Source organism: Desulfoferrobacter suflitae, from assembly GCF_022603395.1.
Lineage (GTDB): Bacteria > Desulfobacterota > Syntrophobacteria > Syntrophobacterales > Syntrophobacteraceae > Desulfoferrobacter > Desulfoferrobacter suflitae.
In genome coordinates this window covers 130,673-153,336 of sequence record NZ_JAIBKA010000004.1, presented here as the reverse complement: position 1 = coordinate 153,336, position 22,664 = coordinate 130,673, and the positions used below count along the sequence as shown (strand labels likewise).

Here is a 22,664-nt window from a genome sequence, read left to right as displayed (position 1 = left end):
TCCTCCTCGTGAATACGCCTGTATTTAGCGCCCCAGTTTTGCCAGGGTCTCCTGCAGAATCTCCCGGTTTTCCGCGCTCTCCTCAACACTCAAAAGGTCCTCCAGGTAGGCCCTGGCCTCATCGCAAGCGGCCAAACCAAGTGCGTAAATGAGATCCCCCTTAACCGGGTCTTCAGCCGTTTGCAGATAGTGCAGCAGGGGCGTGCATGCGCTGTGCGCCAGCTGAATGTCTTGTTCGGCTATTTGTTCAAGCACCACCAGAGCTCCCAGACGTTCCGACCAGTTGGGATGCTGCAACAATTGCGGAAACCCTGTGAACATGACCCCCCTCTGCAACATCATGCGGGCCAATTGGTCGGCATTTCCATCCTTGATGATGCTCAATAATTCTTGTGTCGTCAACCTGGCGGGATCCCGATGCACCAACGCGTCGATCAACTCCTGAAGCACAATCGAGCCGGACCACCGAAACTCATCGTCCAGAATGACCGTCGGCACCGACCGAACATTGCTGCGCTGTGCCAGGTCAGGGAACAGAGTGGCATCCACTATATCCAGATGGATCCTGTCGTTGGCCATGGGGACCGTTTGCAACTGTCGCACAACTTCCGGGCAAAACGGACAAGCCGGCGCCACATAAATAGTAAGGTTCGCCGGACAGTCCACCTGCGCAACAGCCTCCCTTATTGATTGCGGCAAAGGGGGAACGCCAACGGCCTGCATCGCCAGCAATTCCAGGAATGGGTCCAACTCGCTGCCCACGGGGAGTGCACGATAACGCCATGATTTTCCCAGGGTAATGGCAGGAACCTGGTCACCGCCGCCTTCCTCATGAGTGAACAGAATATTGGGGATGATCTCATTCACCTGCCGGCAAAAGGATTCAAAATAACCACTTTTTTCATCGTTCCCCGTGTAGAGCCTCAGGTTGATCTTATGGTGAAACTCTTCGTTCCATGCTTCGAGCTTTTGCCGGTCGTGCACATCCACTTGCATCAATAGAAGCCTCTTTTGCTAATCGACTTACAAATATTCTCCGTACCCCTTTGTCTCGCTCCCTCCGTGCCCCTCATCCAATGCCATGTGTATCCGCTTGCCAACCCCGGAGAGAGGGGGATTTTGCGCATGTGAATCAGCTCGCGTCCACCAAACAGAGGATGGCCCGCTCTATGTTTTGCAGAACCTTATTGGCATGACTGCCCATAAGAAAGGGTTTTCGCTCGTGAAAGCTCTTCTTGCCCATGATGACCATCTGGTATCTTCCGCGAGCAATCTCGTTCAACAAATCCCGGGCAATGCCTTCCTTTGTCTGCACGATTCGCTTATCCATCTTCTGTTCCGGCACGCCCTTGCCCACCAGCGAGTCTGCTGCTTTATCCATGAACTTTTCAACCTTTTGGGTCCACTCGCGACGCCATTTATTGATGCGCGACTGGCGATCTTTCTGCTCTTCGGGCCCCAGGATATGACCGTCATCCCAAAAAGTGGGAGGAATGGGCGGCATGATGTGAAACAGGGTGTAGTGCAGATGCGGAATGGGAGCAATAAACTCTGTGGCATAATAGGTCAAAGCACGCGCGTCGGGCACGCCCGCCATGGCAACAAGGACCTTCCTGCTCGGCTGGACCTCACTGTCGATAATCCAAACGGTCCTATAGTGCGAGTACTGCGCTACTTTACTCGACACGCTGCCCAGAAGCAAACTCTGGAGCTGGCTCCGGCCCCGGCGTCCCAAAGCGATCGTTCTGATTCTCTCGGCTTCCGCCTTCGCCAGGATATCCTGCGCGGGGTCGGTGCATCCCAGCACAAGGTCCGAACGAATTTGATCGGCGGGAAAGCCGCTTTCCTGCAAAGCCTGGACACTGGAAGCCAGAACCGCATCACCGAGCTTTTTCTGAAATTCCGCTGAGGATCTTTCCACTGAGCCGATCTCGGCAATTTCCCCCGGGTAGAGCGCCGCCAGCTGTTGAACGCAATGCAACAGCAGGATACTGTTCTGTGTCTGGTCTTTGAGAAGCTTTCCCAAAACAGAAGCAACTTGCAGACTGCTTTTGGATCCATCCACTGCAAATAGGATACTCTTGTTCACGGGACGCCCTCCTTTGTGTGAGTCTCACCACGGCTCATAGCGGCCACAGAAGCAGCTGTCGAGCCGTTCGCCAAGGTCCCCCGGCGACATCTCGCCGGGCTGACCGTTGAACTGGGTTTTGCACATTAATTTATCATAATCTATTTAGGGAATGGCAAGAAGGGCTTATTGAATGGTTAAGAAATGGTCGATATCGCTGAGTTCGCGCGTTAAACGGCAAGGCGGCAGGCTATCGAGGAAGATTCGCCCGTAACTCTTGGTAAACAGCCTGATATCAAAGATCACAATCACTCCCTGGTCCCTGGAGGATCGAATCAAACGGCCGACACCCTGTTTCAGATGGATGACGGCTCTGGGCACCTGATAGTTGAGAAAAGGATTGACGCCTGTTGCTGAAAAATGATCCATGCGGGCGGCAACCAGAGGATCATCGGGAACTTCAAAGGGCAATTTATCGATCATCAGGCAGCTGAGAGCCTCGCCGGGCACATCGATGCCCTGCCAAAATGAGCTGGTGGCGAGCAGAATCGAATCAATCTTCTGCCTGAACTCATGCAGCAACTGACGTTTGGGCTTCTCACCCTGGAGCAAAATGGGATAGGGAAGGAGCTGCTGCAAATCTCTGTGCACGGCATTGAGGTTCTTGTAACTGGTAAACAGCAGGAGTCCTCGCCCCCTGGTTTTTTTCAGGATCTCTGCAGCCTCCCGGGCCATCATGCCGCAAAATTGAGGGGAGTGCGGCGTGGGGAAACGCTTGGGAACATACAAAAGGGCCTGCTCTTCAAAGGAAAAGGGCGACGGCAGCATGAGCTCCTGGGTTTCCGGCGGCATTCCGAGGCTTTCTCGAAAAAAAGCGAGAGAACCGGCGACGGCAAGTGTCGCGGATGTGAACACAACATTTTTGCCTTGTCCGAACAGCCACTCGTTGCAGATGGGTCCTATTTCGATGGGGGTCCCATGGATAAAGACCGACCGCGCCCCAAGCTCATACCAGTAGACCAGGGTCGGGTCGCGCCTTTGCAGGATCTGATGGAGCGCCCCCGCCAGTTCGGCGCTGCGACGCAGGAACGAATCCACCACCGACTGCTGGTTTTTCGTCATTCCCAGGCACGCATTCAACTGCTGCAGGGCATGTATCATTTCGCGGCAGATCCGCCCCCAGTTCTTACCTGAATCATCGAATTGCAGAGGATATCTTGCCCGATCCTGGCGGGCATCGGCGAAGTGCTGATAGAGGCTTCGGTTCAGGACTCCAAGATGTTCAACGAGCCTGTGGATCTCCCCGAGGTTTCCGGGCTGGCGAGACTTTCCGGTCCATTCGCGTTGAATATCCTGAATGAGTTCGTTGACTTTGGCATTGCTGAGCTGCAGTCCGAAATAGAGTCCGATGATTGTCTCGAGCTGGTGGGCTTCGTCAAAGATCACTGCGTCGTAGTCGGGCAGGATTTCGGCATGCCCGTTTTTGCGGAGAGCCAGATCGGCAAAGAACAGGTGATGGTTGACGATCACCAAATCGGTGCGCGAGGCTTCCTGGCGGAGCAGTGACAAGAAGCAGCGGGAATGCTCGGCACACTGCTGGCCAAGGCATTGCTCACTGCTCGAGCTCACTTCGTTCCAGGCAGAAAAGTGGTCCGGCAGCCAGGCGATCTCGGCGCGGTCTCCTGTGGCGGTCGATCGCGCCCAATCTGTGAAGCGGCTGAGTAGCTTGGCTTCTTCTTTGTGCCAAAAAGTGGGCTGCAGGGAAAACACATTGAATTTTCTCCGGCACAGATAGTTTTTTCTCCCTTTGAGGCACACTGCCCGCAAGTTTGGGAAGATAGACCGCCGCAGAAAGGGGATATCATGATCCAGAATCTGATCCTGGAGGGTCTTGGTGCCGGTGGAAATAACCACCTTAAGGCCGCTCGACAGCGCCGGAATAAGGTAGGCCCATGTTTTTCCAGTCCCGGTGCCAGCTTCGACGACGAGAGGCAATCCACCCCGCAAGCTGGCCAGCACCGCATCAGCCATCCTCATCTGGGAAGAACGATATTCGAAGCCGGGCACTTTCTGAGCCAGGATTCCTTCACGTCCAAAATAATGCTGCATCGACTTCGTCTTAACGGATGAATTGTCCCCGCGGATCAGAAGAGATCGCTCTTGAAAAAGGATGGCGAGTTCGAACGAGTCATTTGTGAAGGTCCCGATTCAGACGGAACAGACACCCTTTCCGCCGGCAAATGATTCTCCAGAAAGGCTGCGTAAACTGCATTGGGGTCTCCACTGGAGGCCCGTGCACCGGTAGCGGGGTTTATTTTTGCAAACACGACTCCCGGGGGAATGCTGAAGCCTTCCACCGGCTTGTCTTTCAACCATTCCTCCATGAAATACACCCAGATGGGGCATGCCGCCCGACCGCCGGTCTCTTTCCTGCCCAGGGAGATATTATGATTGTCATAGCCCACCCACGCCCCGGCCAAATACGAAGGCGTGTAGCCAATGAACCATGCATCCTTCAAATCGTTGGTCGTCCCCGTCTTGCCTGCGGCAGGTCGCCCCAGACTCTTGGCCCGTTGACCGGTGCCCTGCTGAATGACATCCTGCATCAAGTGCGTCATCACATAGGCGGTTTGAGGCGAAATCACGGACTCTCGCTGAACCTGATGCTCTTCCAGCATATTGCCGTTGCGATCCAGAACTTTACTGATCATGAACGGGGTCACCCGTTCACCCTGGTAGGCAAAGGCCGAATAGGCACCGATAAGCTCCCACAAAGTGACGCCCGATGCGCCCAGGGCCAGCGACAGGGTAGGTGTCAGTGGCGTTGTGATGCCAAGGCTCCTGGCATAAGACAGGGCATAGTCAATACCAATGGCGTCGAGCAGCTTGACGGTAACAACGTTGCGCGAATGAATGAGGGCTTTTCTCAGCAAAATGGGGCCCCAAAACTTTCTGTCATAATTGGAGGGCTTCCACGGGCCCTGCAGGCTGGGATCGTCTCTGACGATGGGCGAGTCGATCAAGATGGAAGCCTCGGTGAAACCCTTATCAATAGCGGCTGCATAAATTATCGGCTTAAACGCCGAACCCGGCTGGCGGACGGCCTGGGTCACCCGGTTGAATTGACTTCGCTCAAAATCTCTGCCGCCCACCATGCACAGCACTTCTCCGGTGTCGTTGGCAATGGCGAGAAAGGCCCCCTGCAAGCCAGGTGTCTGATCCAGTGAAGTCCTCCAAACACCCTCCTCCTGCCGCTCCTCGAGCCGTATGGAAATGATGTCGCCGGGTTGAAACATCTTGGATGCACGAGAGGAGGGAACTCGCGTCCACTCCCACCCGGAGGGAGGAAGGATACCCTGACCATTGCCAAAGTCCACTCGATACGACTTGGAAGCGCGCAGGTATTCCACAACCAACGCTTCCAGAACTTTGCCTTCCGCCAATTGCCGGTTGACAGCCTTGAGCTCGGCCAGAAAACTTGGCCATCTCTCCTGGTTCAAGCGCCGGTTGGTCTTGCGATATCCATGACGCTTGTCAATTTCCCGCAAGCCGCGATCCAGAGCAAGCTCCGCGTAGGTCTGCGCTTTTGGGTCCAAGGTGGTGTAGATCTGCAGCCCCTCCTGATAGAGGCCGTCCCTGCCGTAACGTTGCTCGATCTGGCGGCGAACCTCCTCGGAGAAGGAATTGAGGTTCTTCAGTGTCCAGTGACGCGGCTGCTGCAACTGCAGTGGCTCGGCATAGGTCGCATCGGCCTGTTGCTGGGAAATGAATCCCACTTCGACCATCCTCTGCAGAACATACTTCTGTCTTTCCCGTGCTGCAGACAAATCCTGGAATGGAGAAAATCGGCTGGGCGCTTTGGGCAGACCGGCCAGAAGCGTCGCCTGCGCCAGTGACAGATCTGAAGCATGCCTGTTGAAATAGGTTTGGGCCGCCGCCTCCACCCCATAGGCCCCGGATCCGAAATAGATCTGGTTCAGATAAAGTTCCAGAATTTGATCCTTGCTCAACGACTGATCGATCCGATAGGCGAGCATCGCCTCCTTGAGCTTGCGCACCCAGGTCCTTTCGGGCGTAAGCAGCAGTGACTTTACCACCTGTTGGGTTATGGTGCTGCCTCCCTGAACAATTTCACCAGCCTGCAGGTTTTTCATGAACGCACGCACAATCCCCTGCAGATCCACTCCGGGGTGCTCATAAAAGCGCACGTCTTCGGCCGCCAAAAACGCCCTGATCAAATGCGGTGAGATCTGATCGAGGGAAACCAGGAAGCGCCGCTCTGTGTAGAATTCTCCAATTAGTGAACCATCTCTGGCATAGACACTGGAAACCAGGGGCGGATGGTAGTTTTTCAGGGATTCGGTACTGGGCAGGGAACGGTTGAGTTGTATATAAAATGCGAAAACAGCGAGCCCCGCAGCCAAAGAGAGCAGACCGACTATTCCCACGGCTGCCGAAAGCAGCCATCGGGCTGCGCTCGATTGTGGAGCCTTCCTGAAAGGGCCTGGTTGAGGCATTCAAATAACCTCCCTAAACAATTTGGACACGGTCGTCTTGTCTGTCAGCCATTCCGGCCGGCAAGCACCATGACAGCGAATGGCTTGATGATGGAATCATGCCTGATCCTCGTACAAGTTTTGCAATATTAACTGCAACGGGTATTTCTTACAATAGGGTTGGTCTTGTTTCAATCCGGGTTTCCGGCATTGGATGACCTTGACAGGGCTATCGGCGGGACCGTCCAATCACTGTCGGGCGTTGATTCCCGGGCACACTCTTGATCTCGCCCGCGACCCATTTTAGATTCTAGGTACGGCTGCACACAATAGAGTGCCCCAAATGGAGCGGAATCCGGCCGCTTGATTGTATGGCGCTGTACTGAGTTAATCTGGCAGACTGATAGGAGAATAGAGGTCGTGTATTGTTCAATCCTTCGGGCTAACACCGGGATCCGGCTGCCATGCACTTGCCGGTATTCCTGCCGTGTTACCGGTACCTCGTCGGCGTGAGATAATTGTGCCGGGCAGAGCCGCTGATTAGCGGGCGACAATCGTTGGTATTATGAAAGAAGGAGGATACCGCCGTGAAAGCCCTTTGCTTTTTTGAACATGGAGGACCCGAGGTCATTCGCTATGCCGATGTGGCCGACCCCGTGCCGGCGCCGGACCAGGTTCTCGTCAAGGTCAAAGCCTGCGCTCTGAACCATCTGGATATCTGGGTGCGCAGGGGTTGGCCCGGCTTGAAGTTGAACATGCCTTTCTGGGGAGGCTCCGACGTGGCCGGGGAGATTGTTGCCCTGGGGAAGGAAGTTGACGGATGGAAGATCGGCCAACGAGTTGTGGTGGATCCGGGAATCAATCAGTATGCGGACGAGTTCACGCGGCGCGGTGAGCACAGCCTCAGTCCGGGCTACCATATCCTGGGAGAAAACAGGCCGGGCGGCCTGGCGGAATATGTTGCCGTCCCCGCGCACAACCTGCTGGAGATGCCCGCCGATCTGGACTTCCCACAGGCAGCGGCACCGTTGCTGGTGACTCTCACCACCTGGCGCATGCTCATCCATCGTGGCGGCCTGCGGGCCGGCGAATCGGTACTGATTGTTGGAGCGGGCGGCGGCGTCAACACGATGGCGACACAAGTCGCCAAACTGGCCGGCGCCGCCGTTTACGTGGTGGCCGGCAACGCCGCAAAGGCTCAAAGAGCCCGGCAGCTTGGAGCCGATATCGTGATTGATCGCTCGCAAACCGATTGGGGCCGAGAAATTCAGCGATTGACGGACAAGCAGGGGGTCGACCTGGTGGTGGACAACGTTGGGGCGGCAACCCTCGGCACCAGCATGAAGGTGACCAAACGCGGCGGCCGCATCGTCATCATCGGCAACACCAGCGGCCCGCATGCGGAAATCGACATTCGCTACATATTCAGCAAACAGATCAGCCTGGTCGGCAGCACCATGGGGACACATCAGGACTTTCGCGAAGTCTGCAAACTGCTTTGGCAGGGCCGGCTCAAACCTGTCATCGATCGGGTGATGCCGCTCGGCGAAGGCAGCGAGGCTTTCCGGGCAATGGAAAGCAGCGACCAATTTGGTAAGATCGTACTGGTTCCCTGAGTGCTGAAGAGGGCAGACAGCCCGCGCAAGGGATGCTTCACCGTGGGAGCCGCTAGGAGGCTGTCCGAGAACTGTCATTTCGAGCGATAGCGAGAAATCTTGTGCCTGCAAGTAACTGATGTCAAAGATTTCTCTCTCCGCTTTGCTCCGTTCGAAATGACAAACGAAGCTTTCTCGGACAGCCTCCTAGTGGGACGCCCTTTTCATGAGCTCCCGGAAGATAATGAGCTTCTGCACGTCCTGGGTGCCTTCCCCCAGCGATGACGCCCAGGCATCCAGGGGGAACTTGTGAATGGGATGCTCCTCCATGACCGAAGCAGCGCCAAAGAGATCTGCGGCCCAGGCAGTTACCGATCGAGCCATTTCGACCGCCAGGTACTTGGCGATGGAAGCCTCAAGCCTGAAGTCCCTGCCGTGATCCTTCGCCCAGCACGCTTTCCAGAGAGCAAGCCGGGCCGCTTCCAGCTTGGCGTAATGATCCGCCGCTTCAAAAGACTTGGCCTGATGTTCCAGCAACTTCTTGCCAAAGACCGATCTTGACTTGGCATGCTGCCAACCCAGATCAAACGCCCCGAGAGCCGTCCCGATGGTGAGGGCGCTGATGGAAAGCCTGCTGTGGGTGAAGATCTCAAGCACCTGCTGCAGGCCGTGGCCCTCTTCGCCAAGCACGGCCTCATGGGGAACAAAGACGTTCCTGAACTGAATTCGAGAGAGATCGGAAGGGATCCAGACCCGCTTGTTCAATTTCCTGCGCGACACTCCCGGGGCCGACAGATCGACCATAAACATGGAGAGCCGCTTGTTCCTGGAGGCGTCGGGATGAGTCACCGCCGTAACGATCGCCATGTCGCTGAGCGTCCCATTGGTGGCGTAGGCTTTGGTTCCGTTCAGCCGCCAGCCGCCCTCGACCCCTTCGGCGCGCATGGCAACATTGGCCACGTCGCTTCCCGCGGTCGGCTCGGTGTTGCCCAGGCAGATTAAAGTGTCGCCACGTAAGGCCCGCTCCAGATAGGCTTCCTTTTGCCCGCCTGAACCAAACAGATAGAGTCCCAGCATGCCCAGTGAAACATGCACGAGAACCGCCACGGCAACGCCAGGAGAGAGGGACGCAAGATACTCGAACAGCACTGCCTGCTGGATGGCGGGCTGCTCTTCTATGCGGCCGTTTTTCATGTCAAATCCCAGCCACCCGCCGTCGCCCAGAGCGGAAAAAAAGCTGCGCGGCACCTTCCGGTCACTTTGCCAGGAAGCCAGGTGAGGCAGCATGTACCGATCCAAAAATTTTTCAAAGCTCTCTCTTTTCACCCTTGTCTCGTGCGCTATCAAAAAATCCATGGCTTCTCTCCCTTCTCTTGCGGCATGCCAATTTCTTAATCATTGCAGCGGCGCTGGACAACACGCCCCGTTTCCCGCCTTGACAAACCAAAGCTCAGTAAGTATTTATGAACGCAATAATTTTCCAGGTATACACCATGCCATTGACAGGCTGGCGGACATTGCAGAGGTGACTGCGATTGATGGAAAGAAACAGTCGTTTGGTTTGCTCGATCGTTCTCGTGGCGGGGTGTATCCTGCTGCAGCAGGGTTGTGCCCCCTTCAAGGCATCCAGAGTGGCGGCCGTCGGCCTGACGTTGCAGGATGTGGCACAGGCGGCAGCCAAGCAGGCGGATTTGACGATCATTCGAGAAGGTTCTCCCGCCTACCTGATGCTGCTTGACGGCCTGCTGGAAGCCTACCCGCAAAACACCGAATTGCTCACATCCGCATGTCGCGCATACAGCTCCTATGCATCCTCTTTTCTTTCCGATGAACAGCAGGCCGAAGCCGGAGCACTTTATCAAAAAGCAAAACTTTATGGATTTCGTGCACTCTCCACAAACCACGATTTCGCCGCAGCGGCCGCGGGCAATCTCGAGGAATTCCAGGCTCTCCTGCAGGGATACGATAAGACAAGCGTTCCAGCCCTATTTTGCGCAGTCAATGCCTGGGCCAGCTGGATCAGCGGCAATTTGGACAAAGTGGAAGCAATCGCGGATCTCGCCCCGTTGGAAGCGACCATGCGACGCCTGCTCGAATTGGACGAAAGCTACTATTACGGAGGGCCCCGTTTGCTGATGGGAGTCTACCTGGCGGCAAAACCCAAAGAACTGGGAGGGAACCCCGCTGAGGCCCTCCAGCAGTTCGAAAGAGCCTTTGCACTGGGAGCGGACCAATTGCTCATGTCCAAGGTGCTTTATGCTCAATACTACGCCCGCTCCATCAAGAATCGCCAACTCTACGAAGAGACCCTGCAGCTCGTGCTGGCGTCTCCCGCAGACCGGGTGCCGGAGCTGACGCTTGCCAACACCGTTGCCAAAAGAGAAGCACGTAACCTGCTCGACAAGACGGAGGAATATTTTGCAGAACAACCTTGAACCTGGTGGAGTTCGTCACAGCAGGATAAACACGACCCGAAGGAGTTTCTTTGCCGTTCTTGGCCTTTTTCTGATGCCTTTGTTTGTTCTGAAACCGGTCTGGGCGGCACCCCAACATGAAATCAAACTGGCCACTCTCGCGCCCGAAAACAGCTCCCTGATGAATATTTTCAACCGGATGAATGACGAGCTGCAAAAAGCCACCAACGGGCGTCTAGGTTTCAAGATGTACGCCGGTTTTGTTCTGGGAAATGAAGCCGATGTATTGCGCAAGCTGCGCATCGGGCTGGTTAACGCGGCGATTTTTACCAATACCGCGCTGACTGATATCAACCCGGATCTTCGGGTTCTGCAGGTTCCCTTTTTGTTCAACAACTATGAGGAAGTGGACGATGTGCTCGGCAAGGTGCGCGCCGGTCTGGCAAAAGGATTCGCCGCCAAGGGCTTCGAAGTCCTGGGGTTTCCCGAACTGGGATTCATCTACTTTATGTCCAGGGAACCCATCGCGGATCTCCCTGACCTCAAGGGCAAAAAAGTCTGGGCACAGGCGGATGCACCCATGGCCAAAGCATTTGTCGATAGTGTCGGCGTATCCACGGTTGCCATCACCGCCCCTGATGTACTGATGGCGTTGCAGACAAAACTTGTGGATGTCGTCTACAACTCGCCCTACTATGCTCTCATCACCCAATGGTATACTCAGGTGAAATACCTGACCGACCTTCCGCTTTCCTATATCGGCGGCTGCCTGCTGATGGACAAAAAGGCATTTGATCGACTCCCCGAAGACCTGCAACAGACGTTACGAGAGATCACCGCAAAATACATCGATGTGCTTGTCAAAAAGACCAGGCAGGACAACGACGAGGCCCTTGAAGTGATGCTCAAACGCGGAGTGCAAAAGATTCTCCCCAGTGCGGCACAAGCCGGGAATTTTCGGGATCTTAGCGCGCAAGTCATTGAAGGTCTGGGACCCCAGATTTTGCCCAGAGATTTTCTCGGGCAGGTGAGATCCGAGCTGGCCGACTTTAGGGCAAGCCCTCAGTAGATGTCCGATGAAAGCCTTTGTGGTTCATGAAATCAGACACATGGACAGCCTTTTCAAGCGTCTGGAGAAATGGCTGCTGGTCTTTCTGCTTGGCTTTATGATCGGTTTTTCCCTGCTGCAGATCGTCCTGAGGAATGTATTCTCGACCGGATTTGTATGGGGTGACAGCCTGCTGCGCCATGCCGTGCTGTGGATCAGTCTTCTGGGAGCAGGCCGCGCCACCGCCGAAGACAAGCACATCCGCATTGATTTGCTGCCTCGATTACTGCCCGCATCCGGGGGCGCATGGGTCTCCCTTCTCACTGACTGCTTTGCATGCCTTGTTTGCGTGATTCTCATTCACGCCTCCTGGAATTTCTTAACCTACGAAACCATGGCGGGGACTCGCGCCTTTGGACAAATTCCTCTGTCGTGGTTGGAGGCCGTTTTTCCATTCAGTTTTGCAGTAATGGCTGTGAGATTCGCCCTGCGCGCGTTTTCCGGCATAAATTCGATCACAGCAAAGACGCAGGAGCGCGACTCGTGACCTATGTCATCAGCGCACTTCTGGTCTTGCTGGCGCTGTCCGGCACCCCACTGTTCATAGTCATATCGGCTGCGGCCCTGGTCAGCTTTTATGTTCTGGGCGTGGACCTCTCGGTGGTCATCATCGAAATGTACCGTCTGGCCGCCAACCCGATGTTGATTGCCCTTGTGCTGTTTGCCTTCGCCGGCTACGTTCTGGCTGAAAGCGGAGCCAGCACACGACTGGTGAAATTGTCCAGGGCCGTTTTCGGGCGGATGCCGGGAGGTCTTGCCGTCGTAACTCTGGTGGTATGCGCCCTGTTCACCGCTTTGACGGGCGCTTCCGGCGTGACCATTGTGGCGCTGGGCGGCATTCTGCTGCCGGCCCTGCTGGCCGACAGCTATTCTGAAAAGTTTTCCCTGGGACTTCTCACCAGTTCGGGCAGCCTTGGAGTCCTTTTTCCACCAAGTCTTCCCCTGATCATTTACGGCGTCGTCACCGAGACCAGTATCCCCCATCTGTTTTTGGCCGGTCTGCTGCCCGGTCTGCTGATGGTCGTCCTGCTTTCCCTGTACGGAATTCACCACGGCAGACACACGATCGTACCTACTCGCTTCTCCTCCAGAAACCTGCGTCAAGCGGCGCGCGAAGCATTTTGGGAAATGCTCCTGCCGGTTGTGGTTTTCGGGGGAATCTTCGGTGGCTTTCTCGTACTGAGCGAAGCGGCGGCAATCACGGTGGCTTATGTACTGCTGGTCGAGATGGGCATTCACCGGGAAGTGAAGTTGAACGATATGCCCGCCATTGTCATCAAGACGGTGATGATGGTTGGAGGCATCATCGTTATCCTTGGAGCTTCGCTGGCCTTCAACAGCTTCCTGATCGATCAGCAGGTGCCCAACCGGATACTCGAATTGATGCGAACCTATGTGGACAATAAATACGTTTTCCTGCTCATATTGAATTTTTTCCTGCTCATAGTCGGCTGCGTGCTGGACGTTTTTTCCGCTCTGGTAATCGTCGTTCCTCTCATTGTCCCCCTCGCCGCCAGTTACGAAGTCAACGTGCTCCACCTGGGCATCATCTTCCTCACCAATCTGCAAATCGGCTATTCCACTCCTCCCATTGGAATGAACCTTTTCATTGCCAGCCTTCGATTCGACCGGCCGATCGTTCAGCTATCCCTGGCGACATTGCCTTTCCTGGGCATCTTATTGCTGGCGCTGGCCATCATCACCTTTTTTCCACCCTTGAGCCTCGTGCTGATCCACTAGCAGGAACAGGAGCGAACAAATGGGTAACGACAACAGACGCAGTTCTCTACGCAAAGCAACTCAGGCCATCCATACGGGACAGCTGTCACCTCCGGTGTACGGCGAGGTCTCGGTGCCGATTTTCCAGAATGCCACCTTCTCTTTCCCCAGTGCAGAAGAAGGAGCGGCCCGATTTGCGGAAGAACATCCCGGCTTCATTTATACGCGCATGGAGAATCCCACGGTGAACGCTCTGCAGGACAACGTGGCCGCCCTTGAAAATGGCGCGTACGGGCTCGCAACAGCTACCGGTATGGCCGCCATCAGCACCGTCTTTCAGGCTTTGCTCGAGAACGGCGCTCACGTCGTGGCAACCGATGCTTTGTACGGCTCGACCAGGGTCCTCCTGGAAAATGAGTTTGCTCGTTTCGGCGTATCCTCCACCTTTGTTGACACTTCCAACCTGGACAATCTGCGCAAAGCGCTTCGCCCCGACACCCGGCTGGTCTTCATCGAAACCCCGACCAATCCCACCATGCGCCTTACCGATTTGCGCACGGCAGCTGATGTGGCTCACCAGCATGGAGCGCTGCTGGCGGTGGACAATACCTTCGCCAGCCCGTACCTGCAGAGGCCGCTGGATTTGGGAGCCGATGCAGTGGTGCACAGCCTCACCAAATACATCAACGGTCACAGTGACACGCTGGGCGGGATGATTGTCGTGGCGGACAACCAGCTGTACCTCACAATGAGACGAGTTTTGCGCTTGTTCGGTGCCGTCATGGATCCTCACCAGGCATGGCTGATATTGCGGGGGGTGCGCACTCTTCCCGTGCGGTTGGACAAGGCGCAGCAGAATGCCAAACAGCTGGCGGAGTTTCTTCGCCACCACCGCAACGTCACCTGGGTGCGCTATCCGGGACTTGCCGACCATCCCCAGCATGAGCTCGCCGGAAAACAGATGGACGGATTCGGCGCCATGCTTTGTTTTGGAGTCAGGAACGGTCTCGAGGGCGGCAAGATTGTGTTGAACAACGTGCAGCTTATCACTCTTGCCGTCTCCCTGGGCGGTGTCGAATCCCTCATCGAGCACCCCGCTTCCATGACTCACGCATCGGTTCCCCGGCAAGAACGCGAACGCGCCGGAATTCTGGACGAATTGGTGAGACTCTCGGTTGGCTGCGAAGACATCGAAGACCTCAAAGAGGATTTGGATCAGGCCTTGAGTAAAATTACCTGAAAGACTATTTAACACGCCCACGGGACATGGCGGTATTTCGCCCGCATGCCGACGGGTTCAACGGGCCGCTGCTCGGACAACGGCCATCTAAAAATCAATCCCCGGCTGGGGTTCGATATTCCTGCGGTAGGCGTGCTTTATCTCCTGCACTTCACTCACGGTATCGGCAAGCTGAATGATGTCCGGATGCGCATCGCGCCCGGTCAGGATCAGATGCATCAATGAGGGTTTCCTTTGGATCAGGTTCAGCACCTGGTCAAGATCGACCAGGCGAAGTTTGAGGGCATTGTTTACTTCATCAAGGATGACCAGGTCGAACCGCCCTGAATCGATTTTCTTTTCCGCCAGCCCGATGGCCCTTTGTGCTGCCTCGCGATGCACCGAATGCGGATAAGGATTGCCTTCGATACCGCAAAAGCCCATGCCCGCGGGAATTAACTCGACCTCACAGGCAAGCCTCCTGATGCCGTCCCACTCCCCCGTATAGAGATCGCCTTTCATGAACTGGATCATGCAGACCCGCATCCCATGTCCGCACGCCCTAACCAGCATCCCCACGGCAGAAGACGTCTTACCCTTGCCGTAACCGGTGATGACGACGACCAGCCCGACCCTCTTTTTCGGCTTCAGCCTAGTCACTTCGGGATTGAGCAATGGTGCCTCGGGTTTCTGATCATGCATAATCATGCTCCTCGCTCGGCCCGTGATCTCCATATCACGAGCGAAGAAGCGTGCAGTAGAATGATGGAGAAGATTCGATTCGTCCCCGCTTTATTCCTATAGGCACGAATACAGTCAAATCAACTGCTGTGATCCGGACACGGAGAGCCGAATGTGGGTTTGGTTGCATCACATGGGCTTGACTATTGGCCCGCAGTTGGGAAATAGTCCGTTGAACGCAGTGTGCATTATGGAAGAAACCACTAGGCAGGAGAGTTTGGGTGTCGGGCATTCAGGAGATTTTGGTCGTTCTGGTCATCATATTGATTCTTTTCTACCTGCCAAAGCGAGCGGCAAACGGGCAACAGCAGAGGTCGTCCGGGCTTTCCAGGGCGCTGTCCGGCAAGGTTCGCCTGGCTCTCGTGATTTGTTTTGTCTGGATTGCCTGCATGGCCCTTTTTCTGCCCCCCTGGCAGGGCAAATTTTTTCCCTTTGTCTACCTGGGACTTGGGCCGGTTGCTTTGGGCTGGGGGGTGTACTGGGTCGTTCTCGGTTTCCGAAAACATTGGTAACGACGCCTGCAGGCTCCATTCAAAAGGAATGATCCCCAATGGCTATGGAAAACAAGATGAACATCGAGCGCTGCCTGGAAATACTGGAGTTGCAGGGCGAACCGCGCCCAGCCGACATTCGGCAGGCCTACAAGGATCTGGTCAATGTATGGCATCCGGATCGCTTTTTACATAACCCACGCCTGCGGGCAAAAGCCGAAAGAAAGCTCAAAGACATCAACACGGCTTACAACACACTCATTTCCAGAGCCAACCTGGGCAATGATCATGCTGCAGTGGCCGCAGGCGCCAACGCCCACCAGGAAGCGCACCGGGCCACCAGGAGCACTCCTCAGGGACGTACAAGTCGACCTGCCGCAGGCAAAACGGAACAGGCCGTCGCATACGGCACGCGCGCAGTCCTCACCGTCTGTTACTCTCTGTATAAAGCCTTCAACCATGCGCTTGCAGACTTGGCGGCCAGAACGGAAAAGGAAGCCTCGAAGGAAGAGCGGCGGCACAATGAAACGCGGTGAGATCGTATCACCGGCAATGACAAAAAATCTGGCGCCTGAGGCGCCAGAATAGGGCAACGTGCACTGCAGGCGGGCAAGCTCTCATCACCCCATGAAAATCCCCGGGAAGCTTTGTTCAAAATGTCTTCAGCGAGTCTTCCAGAGTCGGGTGGATAGGGAAAAAGGTAACAAATCCAGACAGTTCAAATATTTCCTTGATGTAATCCTTGACTGCACAGAAAGCCAGTTGACCGTTTTTTCTCTTGAGCTCTTTGGCGGCCTTGAGCAAAACCCGCAGCCCGGCACTGGATATATAGTCCAAGTCTCTGAAATCAATTATAAAGCTTGTCTCTCCCGCATTCACAAGACCCAACAGCTTCTTTTCAAATTCATCGGAGGTATTGGAATCCAGTCGACCCTTTGGTACAAGTATCACCACCCCGTTTTGGCGCTTTTCCATCACTTCCATCGGCCCATACTCCTCTCGTCCTGATACCACAGCCCCAGCTGCGAGCTGATGCAATATATCGAAGGGTTCTAGTGTTGTCTTCAAATCCAAGTCGGCACATGGTAGCGCTCTCCAACGGATCAAGGTCCGCGCAAAGCGATGCCAAAATCTGCCGGGTACAATATAAAAAGCTTGTCACCACGTCAATAAACAAGTAGAAAATTAGCATTTTATCGGGCAGATTGAATATACTGGGCTTCTATTGGAGACGTTCGATGGCGCTACCGGCAGGTCCCGAGCGACAGGCTGCTGAGAACCGTTTCACCGACCACCGCAGCATATCGCCACCATTCACCTCAAGCTTGCACCACTTGGAACCCGGCACCCCCGTGAGAGCATCCGAAACAAGGAGAATTGCATGACGATCACAAAGCGCCCGCTGAGTTATTGGGTAAAAACCAGCAATCTCAAGATACAGATTCTCCTGCTCATCGTGATTCTGATTACCGTCACCACCCGTGTTATCCCACTGGAAATGCAAAAAAAAATCGTCAACCACGCCATCGGCCAGAAAAAGCTCGACCTGCTGTTCCTGTACTGTGGATTCTACCTGGCCTCCGTGGTCATTGCCAGCGGCATGAAGTTCGTCATCACCTACCTGCAGACAGCCTTGGGGCAGCAGGCTCTGGCAAGAATGCGCAAGGAAATGTTCGAACATATTTTGAAGCTGCCGCTGAGCTTTTTTCGCAAGACCTCTTCAGGACTGGTGGTTTCGTCGCTGGTCACGGAAGTGGTGACTGCCAGTGAGTTTGTGGGGCAGGCGGTAGCGGTTCCGGTCACCAATCTGCTGACACTGCTCGCCTTTGGTGGATACATGTTCTATTTGAATCCGTTGCTGGCTTGTTTGAGCCTCATCATTTATCCACTGGTCATTGCCATAGTGCCGCGCATGCAACGGCGCTCTAATGAAGCCAACAAACAACGAGTGGATGTGACCCGCCGGCTGAGCAGCAAGATTGGGGAAACCATTTCGGGAATACATGAAATCCATGCCAACGGCAGCTATCACATCGAAAATCGAAAATACGGCAAGTTCGTCGATGAACTGATGAAGGTGCGTATTGTCTGGACGCTGTACAAGCAAGGGATCAAGACCACCAACAACTTCTTCCAAAATCTGGGTCCTTTTTTTCTGTTCATTGTCGGCGGCTATCTGGCCATCCAGGGCAGGTTTGATCTTGGCGCACTGGTCGCGTTCCTGTCCGCCCAGGATAAACTCTACGATCCATGGAAAGAGCTGATGGATTTCTACCAGACCTATCAGGACGCCACTGTCAGCTACACCCGGCTGATGGAATACTACGATCTGGAACCGGAGCATCCGGTTGCTCCGATCGATCGAGATCCCTACGAACTGAAGGGGGAGATCCAGGTCAAGGACCTGTCATTCACTGTGGCGGGAGGAATACAGCTGTTGAAACAGGTCAGCCTCGACTTGAAACCGGGAGAGCAACTGGCACTGGTGGGTTTTTCCGGGAGCGGCAAGAGCACTCTCGCCCAGTGCATATCGCAACTCTACACCTACACCGGGGGCAGTGTTCAAATCGATGGTCTTGAGGTCAACGATCTGACCAAACAGGATCTTGCCAGGAACCTCGGTGTGGTCGCTCAGTCGCCCTTTATTTTCGATGGTACCATTAAAGAGAACCTGCTTTATTCCTGCACCGCTGTCATCGAGGACGGCGATCCTGCAAAGGAATACAAATATCCCACGCTGGATGAGATGATTGAAGTCATCCAGCAGGTGGGTCTGTTTGTGGACGTGCTTCGATTCGGCTTGAATACGCTGCTGGAGGCCGACCAGGAATCCGAGCTGGTCGACAAGCTGATCAGGGTGCGGGAGAATTTCCAGGCTGATTTCGGTAAAGAGCTTTCGGATTTTGTCGAGTTCTTTGATGAAGAGAGTTACCTGTACTTCTCCTCGGTGGCCGCCAACCTTATCTTTGGCAATCCGAACCAGCCGGAATTCTCTCCTGATCAATTGCACAACAATCAATACTTTCTGGATTTTCTCGACGAGGCGCAACTCAAGCATCCACTGGTCAGTTTGGGCTACCAGTTGGCCGAGCAGACCATGGACATTTTGGGCAATCTGCCTCCCGATGAAATGTTCTTCCAGCAAAGCCCGATCCTGGCTGATGAGTTTGATGATTTCAAGGCGCTGGTCGGGCGGGGCGGCGCAATCAGACTACACGAATTTTCCGAGGAGGACCAACACGGCCTGCTCAAGCTGGCGCTCCGCTTTGTCCCCGGCATCCACAAAATTGTCGCACTGCCGCAGATGCTGGAGCACCTCATCCTGGATGGTCGCTTTCTGTTCATGAAAAAGATTCAAGCGGATCACCCCGACGCGATCAGCTTCTACCGGATATCCGAATACATCCATTCCCAGACCATATTGGACAACATCCTATACGGCAAACCCCGCACAGACCATCCCAAATCGCAGGAACGGATCAACCAGAGCATCATTCAACTGTTGATTGAAGAGGACCTGCTGGAGCGGATCGTCGAGATCGGTATGAATTTCAGAGTAGGGACCAAGGGGGACCGGCTCTCCGGAGGGCAGCGTCAGAAGCTCGCCATAGCCAGGATATTCCTGAAGGCTCCACCCATTCTGATTATGGATGAAGCCACCTCGGCGTTGGATAATGCTTCTCAAAAACGCATCCAGAACTTGCTGGAAACCAAATGGAAAGGCAAGAGCACCCTCATTTCAGTGATCCACAGACTGGACACCATCAAAGGCTATGACAAAATCGGAGTCATGAAAGCCGGCAAGATCATAGAAATGGGAACTTATGATGAACTCCTGGCCAAAAAAGGGGTGTTGTATGAATTCGTCCACGGAGCAAAAGCGGGCGCCCAGTGAATACCAGTCGAACCTTGAGATTCTCATGCAGATTCCAATGTTTTCAGGGATTCCTATCGAGCCGCTGAAGCTCATGGCCTACTTATGCAAAAGAGAGATTTTTCGCCCGGGAGAAATCATCTTCCAGCAGCATGAAATGGACGAAAATGCTTATTTCATCATAGAAGGCAAAGCCAGGCTGATTCTGGAAAACGACATCGAGGAAGAAATATCGGAGTTTGGAGAGTCGGCTTTCATTGGCGGATTGTCCATGTTTTACGGGATGAAAAGGCTTTTTACCCTCAAGGCTGTAACGCAGGTCACGGCCCTCATGTTGTCGCGCGAAAAATTTCAGAAAACCTTGGAACAATTTCCTGAGGTCATCGGCAAGGTATTTGAGGGTCTGGTCAAGACGGTCTACGAATGGGAAATCCGGCTCGTGGGCGATCGCAACCCCGAGTGTGCCAAATGCCGCGCCAACATCGGCGTGACACTGGTATAATGCCAGACGCCAACCAGTTCCGCGTTCAATTTATACTACGCCGGCTGGGGCTGTGAGCGTCGTTCATCATCCAGTGCAACAGCGAACAGGAGCGAAGCATGGACTCTTCGTCAAAATCTGTAATGATATCCCCGGGGCTGGTCTTTATAATTTTCGCTCTATTGACGCTGTGCGGTTGTGCAGCGGGCAAAGAAAAAATCACGGGCCCGGTTGCCGATGTTAAACACTTCTTTGGTGTGTCTCAATACTACGTGAAATCCAATACGGTGCTTCACAGTCACCCCGACCGTAGTTCCAAGACCGTGGGCAAACTGCCGTTAAACTCTAAAGTGACCGAAATCACTCGCAACGAGCTTGGCTGGAGCCGGGTAAAATCACTGGAAGGAAATGGACAGGGTTGGCTGCCCGCCGCATTGTTGTCCAAACAGCCCGTTGCGGTACCGGCTAAAACCAAGGCCGCCAAAGGCAAGAGCGAGAAGGTTCATGCGCCGGAACCGCAGCCCGCAACCGCCGCGGCCGTCTCAAAATCGGAACCCGCTGCCGAGCCCGACCAGGCCAAGCCTCCTGAAACCGTCAAAAACCAGGGGCTGTTCTCACCAAAATCTGCCGAAGCGGCCACCATACCGGAAAAACCAAAGCCTGCAGCGGAAGAAACCAACGATCCAAGAAAAGCCGATCCGGATGTGTTTGATGCTTTCTAGCACCTGACTCCGATGGTCCCTGGTTACTCGTTGGAGTAGGTTCGTGGCTCGATGGCTCCAGTCCGGGCCTGGAGCTTGCCTTTTGTGTAGTCGTCAATGGCCATGGAACGATTGTCGGTAACCATCAATTCCGCCCGGGACCAGGCATTCAACTTGACCGCTTGGCCGATTTCCTCGGCGACCAGTTGCTCGATACGGTTCACCTCCTTGGGCGTGATCACCCGCTCGCCTACGATTTCGGAGGTGACACTCCAGTGGGCCCCATTCCAAACGGCATCGACATTCGTAGTGAAATAACCGCCGAGCCTATCCACTGCAGCGCGGATTGCCTCTTCAACTTTGCGGTCGCCTTCGCTCGGATCGCCGAAATGGGCCCGCCCCAACAGGATCCTGCCCTTGCCCGTTATGTCCTGCGGCACCTGGCAGCGCGCCAGCAGGATAGTATCGGGGGCATTGAGGCGTTTCCGAAGACTGGTTTGTGCCTGTTCCACCTCGTAGGGAAGCAGCGCTCTGGAACTCTGCACACTGGCAAGAATCACCGGTTTACCCGCAATGTGCAGCAGGTCGACGTCCATCAGCAAAAGATCAGGACGCGATGAAAACATTTCCCTGAGCGCCTGCTCTGCCAGCTGCACCCTGGCCACATCGGGGTCCAGATCCCTCGCCACAAAAGTCCCGTCCAGGGTTTGCGTCATTGCCGCACTGGTGGTTCCGGTTGGCGAGATGTCCTTTGCCAGCACGCACCGCACGATCAATTCGGCGGGCCGATCCAACTGGTCGTTGAGTTGCTGCTCGATGAGCTTGACTCGATCCGGCAGCATCACCTTGGGGGTTCTGACGGTAGCCAGGATTTCGAGTCGCCCTCTGTTGTCATGATAGACCAGATCCGTCAATGACGTTGTGGGTTCCTTGCGCAGGTGCTCGGCAAAAACATCACGTATGGCTTGGTAGCGTCTGCGGTCCTCAATCATGTTGATGAGCGCGTTTGTCAAGACCACCGCCACAATGGTGAAGCCGCATCCGGCCGCCAGCAGCCTGCGCACCAGCTGCTTGCGGCTCAACACCGCCTCTTCCGCCGCCAGGCCGCCCAAAATGAAGACCAGTGCGGAAACCACCAGGATGGCCATGAAATTGGCGAAAAAAAGTAGAAAAGCTCCATAGGCTCCATTGAACGCACCAACGGCAAGGCACAGCCCGCAGGTTGACAGGGGCGGGACAATGGCAGTGGATATGGCCACGCCGGGCAGAGCCGGACTGATACGTTCGTCAACCACCGCCAGAGTTCCTGCCAGTCCTGCAAATACCGCGACCAGCAGATCGAGCAGGGTCGGAGAGGTGCGCGCGAGCATTTCCGGAGTGACTTCGGTGGTGAGCGGCAAGGTGCCGAACAGAGCACCAAACGCTATGGCCAGCAGCACACCGCCGATCTCGGCACGTACGGCCCTGCCGAACAGAGAACCATCCCCTCTGATCATGCCGAGCGCGGTGCCGAATATGGGTGTCATGAGAGGCGACACCAGCATGGCGCCGATGACGACGGCGGGGCTGTTGGCCACCAGACCGAGGCTGGCGATCAACGACGCCGCCGAGATGAGTGCATAATAGCCGGGAGCCGGCGTGGAGCCATGAGAAATTTCCTCAATAATTCGCTCTGCTCTATCGGGTGAGGGATGGAAGTACTCCACCACGGAACGTGCAAGCCCCCAGAGACCCTTGGATTCGGCATCTTTGCTCAA

The 22,664-nt window shown here is 55.1% G+C and carries 19 protein-coding genes; 11 read left to right on the top strand and 8 right to left on the bottom strand.

Features of this window, described 5'->3' with window-relative positions; translation table 11 throughout:
- Positions 1-24: 24 nt before the first annotated feature.
- The 4 genes from K1V27_RS08320 to K1V27_RS08305 all read right to left on the bottom strand — a co-directional run bounded on the left by K1V27_RS08320 (position 25) and on the right by K1V27_RS08305 (position 6,585).
- Complete coding sequence (locus K1V27_RS08320) at positions 25-996, bottom strand: thioredoxin family protein (protein WP_258929796.1); 972 nt, start codon at positions 994-996, stop codon at positions 25-27.
- A gap of 136 nt (positions 997-1,132) precedes the next feature.
- A complete protein-coding gene (locus tag K1V27_RS08315; protein WP_258929197.1) occupies positions 1,133-2,089 on the bottom strand; it encodes a universal stress protein in 957 nt (318 codons plus the stop codon).
- 165 nt (positions 2,090-2,254) lie between these two features.
- Positions 2,255-4,177 carry a DNA repair helicase YoaA gene (gene yoaA / locus K1V27_RS08310; RefSeq protein WP_258929196.1) on the bottom strand — a complete coding sequence of 641 codons (1,923 nt, stop codon included), beginning with the start codon at positions 4,175-4,177 and terminating at the stop codon, positions 2,255-2,257.
- A 35-nt stretch (positions 4,178-4,212) separates the two neighbouring features.
- Positions 4,213-6,585, bottom strand: a complete 2,373-nt coding sequence (locus K1V27_RS08305; protein ID WP_258929195.1) for a penicillin-binding protein 1A — start codon at positions 6,583-6,585, stop codon at positions 4,213-4,215.
- 566 nt (positions 6,586-7,151) lie between these two features.
- Between K1V27_RS08305 and K1V27_RS08300 the strand changes: the two genes are divergently transcribed.
- On the top strand, positions 7,152-8,180 hold the full coding sequence (locus K1V27_RS08300) for a zinc-binding dehydrogenase (protein ID WP_258929194.1): 1,029 nt from the start codon (positions 7,152-7,154) through the stop codon (positions 8,178-8,180).
- 186 nt (positions 8,181-8,366) lie between these two features.
- Here K1V27_RS08300 and K1V27_RS08295 read toward each other — a convergent pair whose 3' ends face one another.
- Positions 8,367-9,515, bottom strand: a complete 1,149-nt coding sequence (locus K1V27_RS08295) for an acyl-CoA dehydrogenase family protein (RefSeq protein ID WP_258929193.1) — start codon at positions 9,513-9,515, stop codon at positions 8,367-8,369.
- A 182-nt stretch (positions 9,516-9,697) separates the two neighbouring features.
- Here K1V27_RS08295 and K1V27_RS08290 point away from each other — a divergent pair, with 182 nt between their 5' ends.
- From K1V27_RS08290 to K1V27_RS08270, 5 genes are read left to right on the top strand one after another with little or no spacing between them, the layout of a single operon-like run.
- Positions 9,698-10,594 carry a TRAP transporter TatT component family protein gene (locus K1V27_RS08290; protein WP_258929192.1) on the top strand — a complete coding sequence of 299 codons (897 nt, stop codon included), beginning with the start codon at positions 9,698-9,700 and terminating at the stop codon, positions 10,592-10,594.
- The gene (locus K1V27_RS08285) at positions 10,578-11,642 is read left to right on the top strand and encodes a TRAP transporter substrate-binding protein (protein ID WP_258929190.1); all 1,065 of its coding nucleotides are present in this window, start codon (positions 10,578-10,580) and stop codon (positions 11,640-11,642) included. The genes K1V27_RS08290 and K1V27_RS08285 overlap by 17 nt, the downstream gene beginning before the upstream one ends.
- Before the next feature lie 7 nt (positions 11,643-11,649).
- Entirely contained in the window at positions 11,650-12,168 is a 519-nt protein-coding gene (locus K1V27_RS08280; RefSeq protein ID WP_258929189.1) for a TRAP transporter small permease, read from the top strand.
- Complete coding sequence (locus K1V27_RS08275) at positions 12,165-13,421, top strand: TRAP transporter large permease (protein ID WP_258929188.1); 1,257 nt, start codon at positions 12,165-12,167, stop codon at positions 13,419-13,421. Before K1V27_RS08280 ends, K1V27_RS08275 begins: the two co-directional genes overlap by 4 nt.
- A gap of 19 nt (positions 13,422-13,440) precedes the next feature.
- Positions 13,441-14,640 carry a trans-sulfuration enzyme family protein gene (locus tag K1V27_RS08270; protein ID WP_258929187.1) on the top strand — a complete coding sequence of 400 codons (1,200 nt, stop codon included), beginning with the start codon at positions 13,441-13,443 and terminating at the stop codon, positions 14,638-14,640.
- An 87-nt stretch (positions 14,641-14,727) separates the two neighbouring features.
- On the opposite strand, the gene K1V27_RS08265 is transcribed toward K1V27_RS08270, so the two are convergent.
- Complete coding sequence (locus K1V27_RS08265) at positions 14,728-15,321, bottom strand: cob(I)yrinic acid a,c-diamide adenosyltransferase (RefSeq protein ID WP_258929186.1); 594 nt, start codon at positions 15,319-15,321, stop codon at positions 14,728-14,730.
- 260 nt (positions 15,322-15,581) lie between these two features.
- Here K1V27_RS08265 and K1V27_RS08260 point away from each other — a divergent pair, with 260 nt between their 5' ends.
- Both K1V27_RS08260 and K1V27_RS08255 read left to right on the top strand, forming a co-directional pair.
- Positions 15,582-15,872: a hypothetical protein gene (locus K1V27_RS08260; RefSeq protein WP_258929185.1), complete on the top strand. Its 291-nt coding sequence runs from the start codon at positions 15,582-15,584 to the stop codon at positions 15,870-15,872.
- Between the two features lie 38 nt (positions 15,873-15,910).
- A complete protein-coding gene (locus K1V27_RS08255) occupies positions 15,911-16,387 on the top strand; it encodes a J domain-containing protein (protein WP_258929184.1) in 477 nt (158 codons plus the stop codon).
- Between the two features lie 115 nt (positions 16,388-16,502).
- Here K1V27_RS08255 and K1V27_RS08250 read toward each other — a convergent pair whose 3' ends face one another.
- Positions 16,503-16,835, bottom strand: coding sequence for an STAS domain-containing protein (locus K1V27_RS08250; RefSeq protein ID WP_258929183.1), 333 nt, complete (start codon positions 16,833-16,835; stop codon positions 16,503-16,505).
- A gap of 397 nt (positions 16,836-17,232) precedes the next feature.
- Between K1V27_RS08250 and K1V27_RS08245 the strand changes: the two genes are divergently transcribed.
- From K1V27_RS08245 to K1V27_RS08235, 3 genes are all read left to right on the top strand, one after another.
- A complete protein-coding gene (locus K1V27_RS08245) occupies positions 17,233-19,746 on the top strand; it encodes an ABC transporter ATP-binding protein/permease (protein ID WP_258929182.1) in 2,514 nt (837 codons plus the stop codon).
- Positions 19,709-20,227: a cyclic nucleotide-binding domain-containing protein gene (locus tag K1V27_RS08240; protein ID WP_258929181.1), complete on the top strand. Its 519-nt coding sequence runs from the start codon at positions 19,709-19,711 to the stop codon at positions 20,225-20,227. The genes K1V27_RS08245 and K1V27_RS08240 overlap by 38 nt, the downstream gene beginning before the upstream one ends.
- A gap of 98 nt (positions 20,228-20,325) precedes the next feature.
- Positions 20,326-20,928: an SH3 domain-containing protein gene (locus tag K1V27_RS08235; RefSeq protein ID WP_258929180.1), complete on the top strand. Its 603-nt coding sequence runs from the start codon at positions 20,326-20,328 to the stop codon at positions 20,926-20,928.
- A 23-nt stretch (positions 20,929-20,951) separates the two neighbouring features.
- On the opposite strand, the gene K1V27_RS08230 is transcribed toward K1V27_RS08235, so the two are convergent.
- Entirely contained in the window at positions 20,952-22,664 is a 1,713-nt protein-coding gene (locus K1V27_RS08230; protein WP_258929179.1) for a DUF389 domain-containing protein, read from the bottom strand.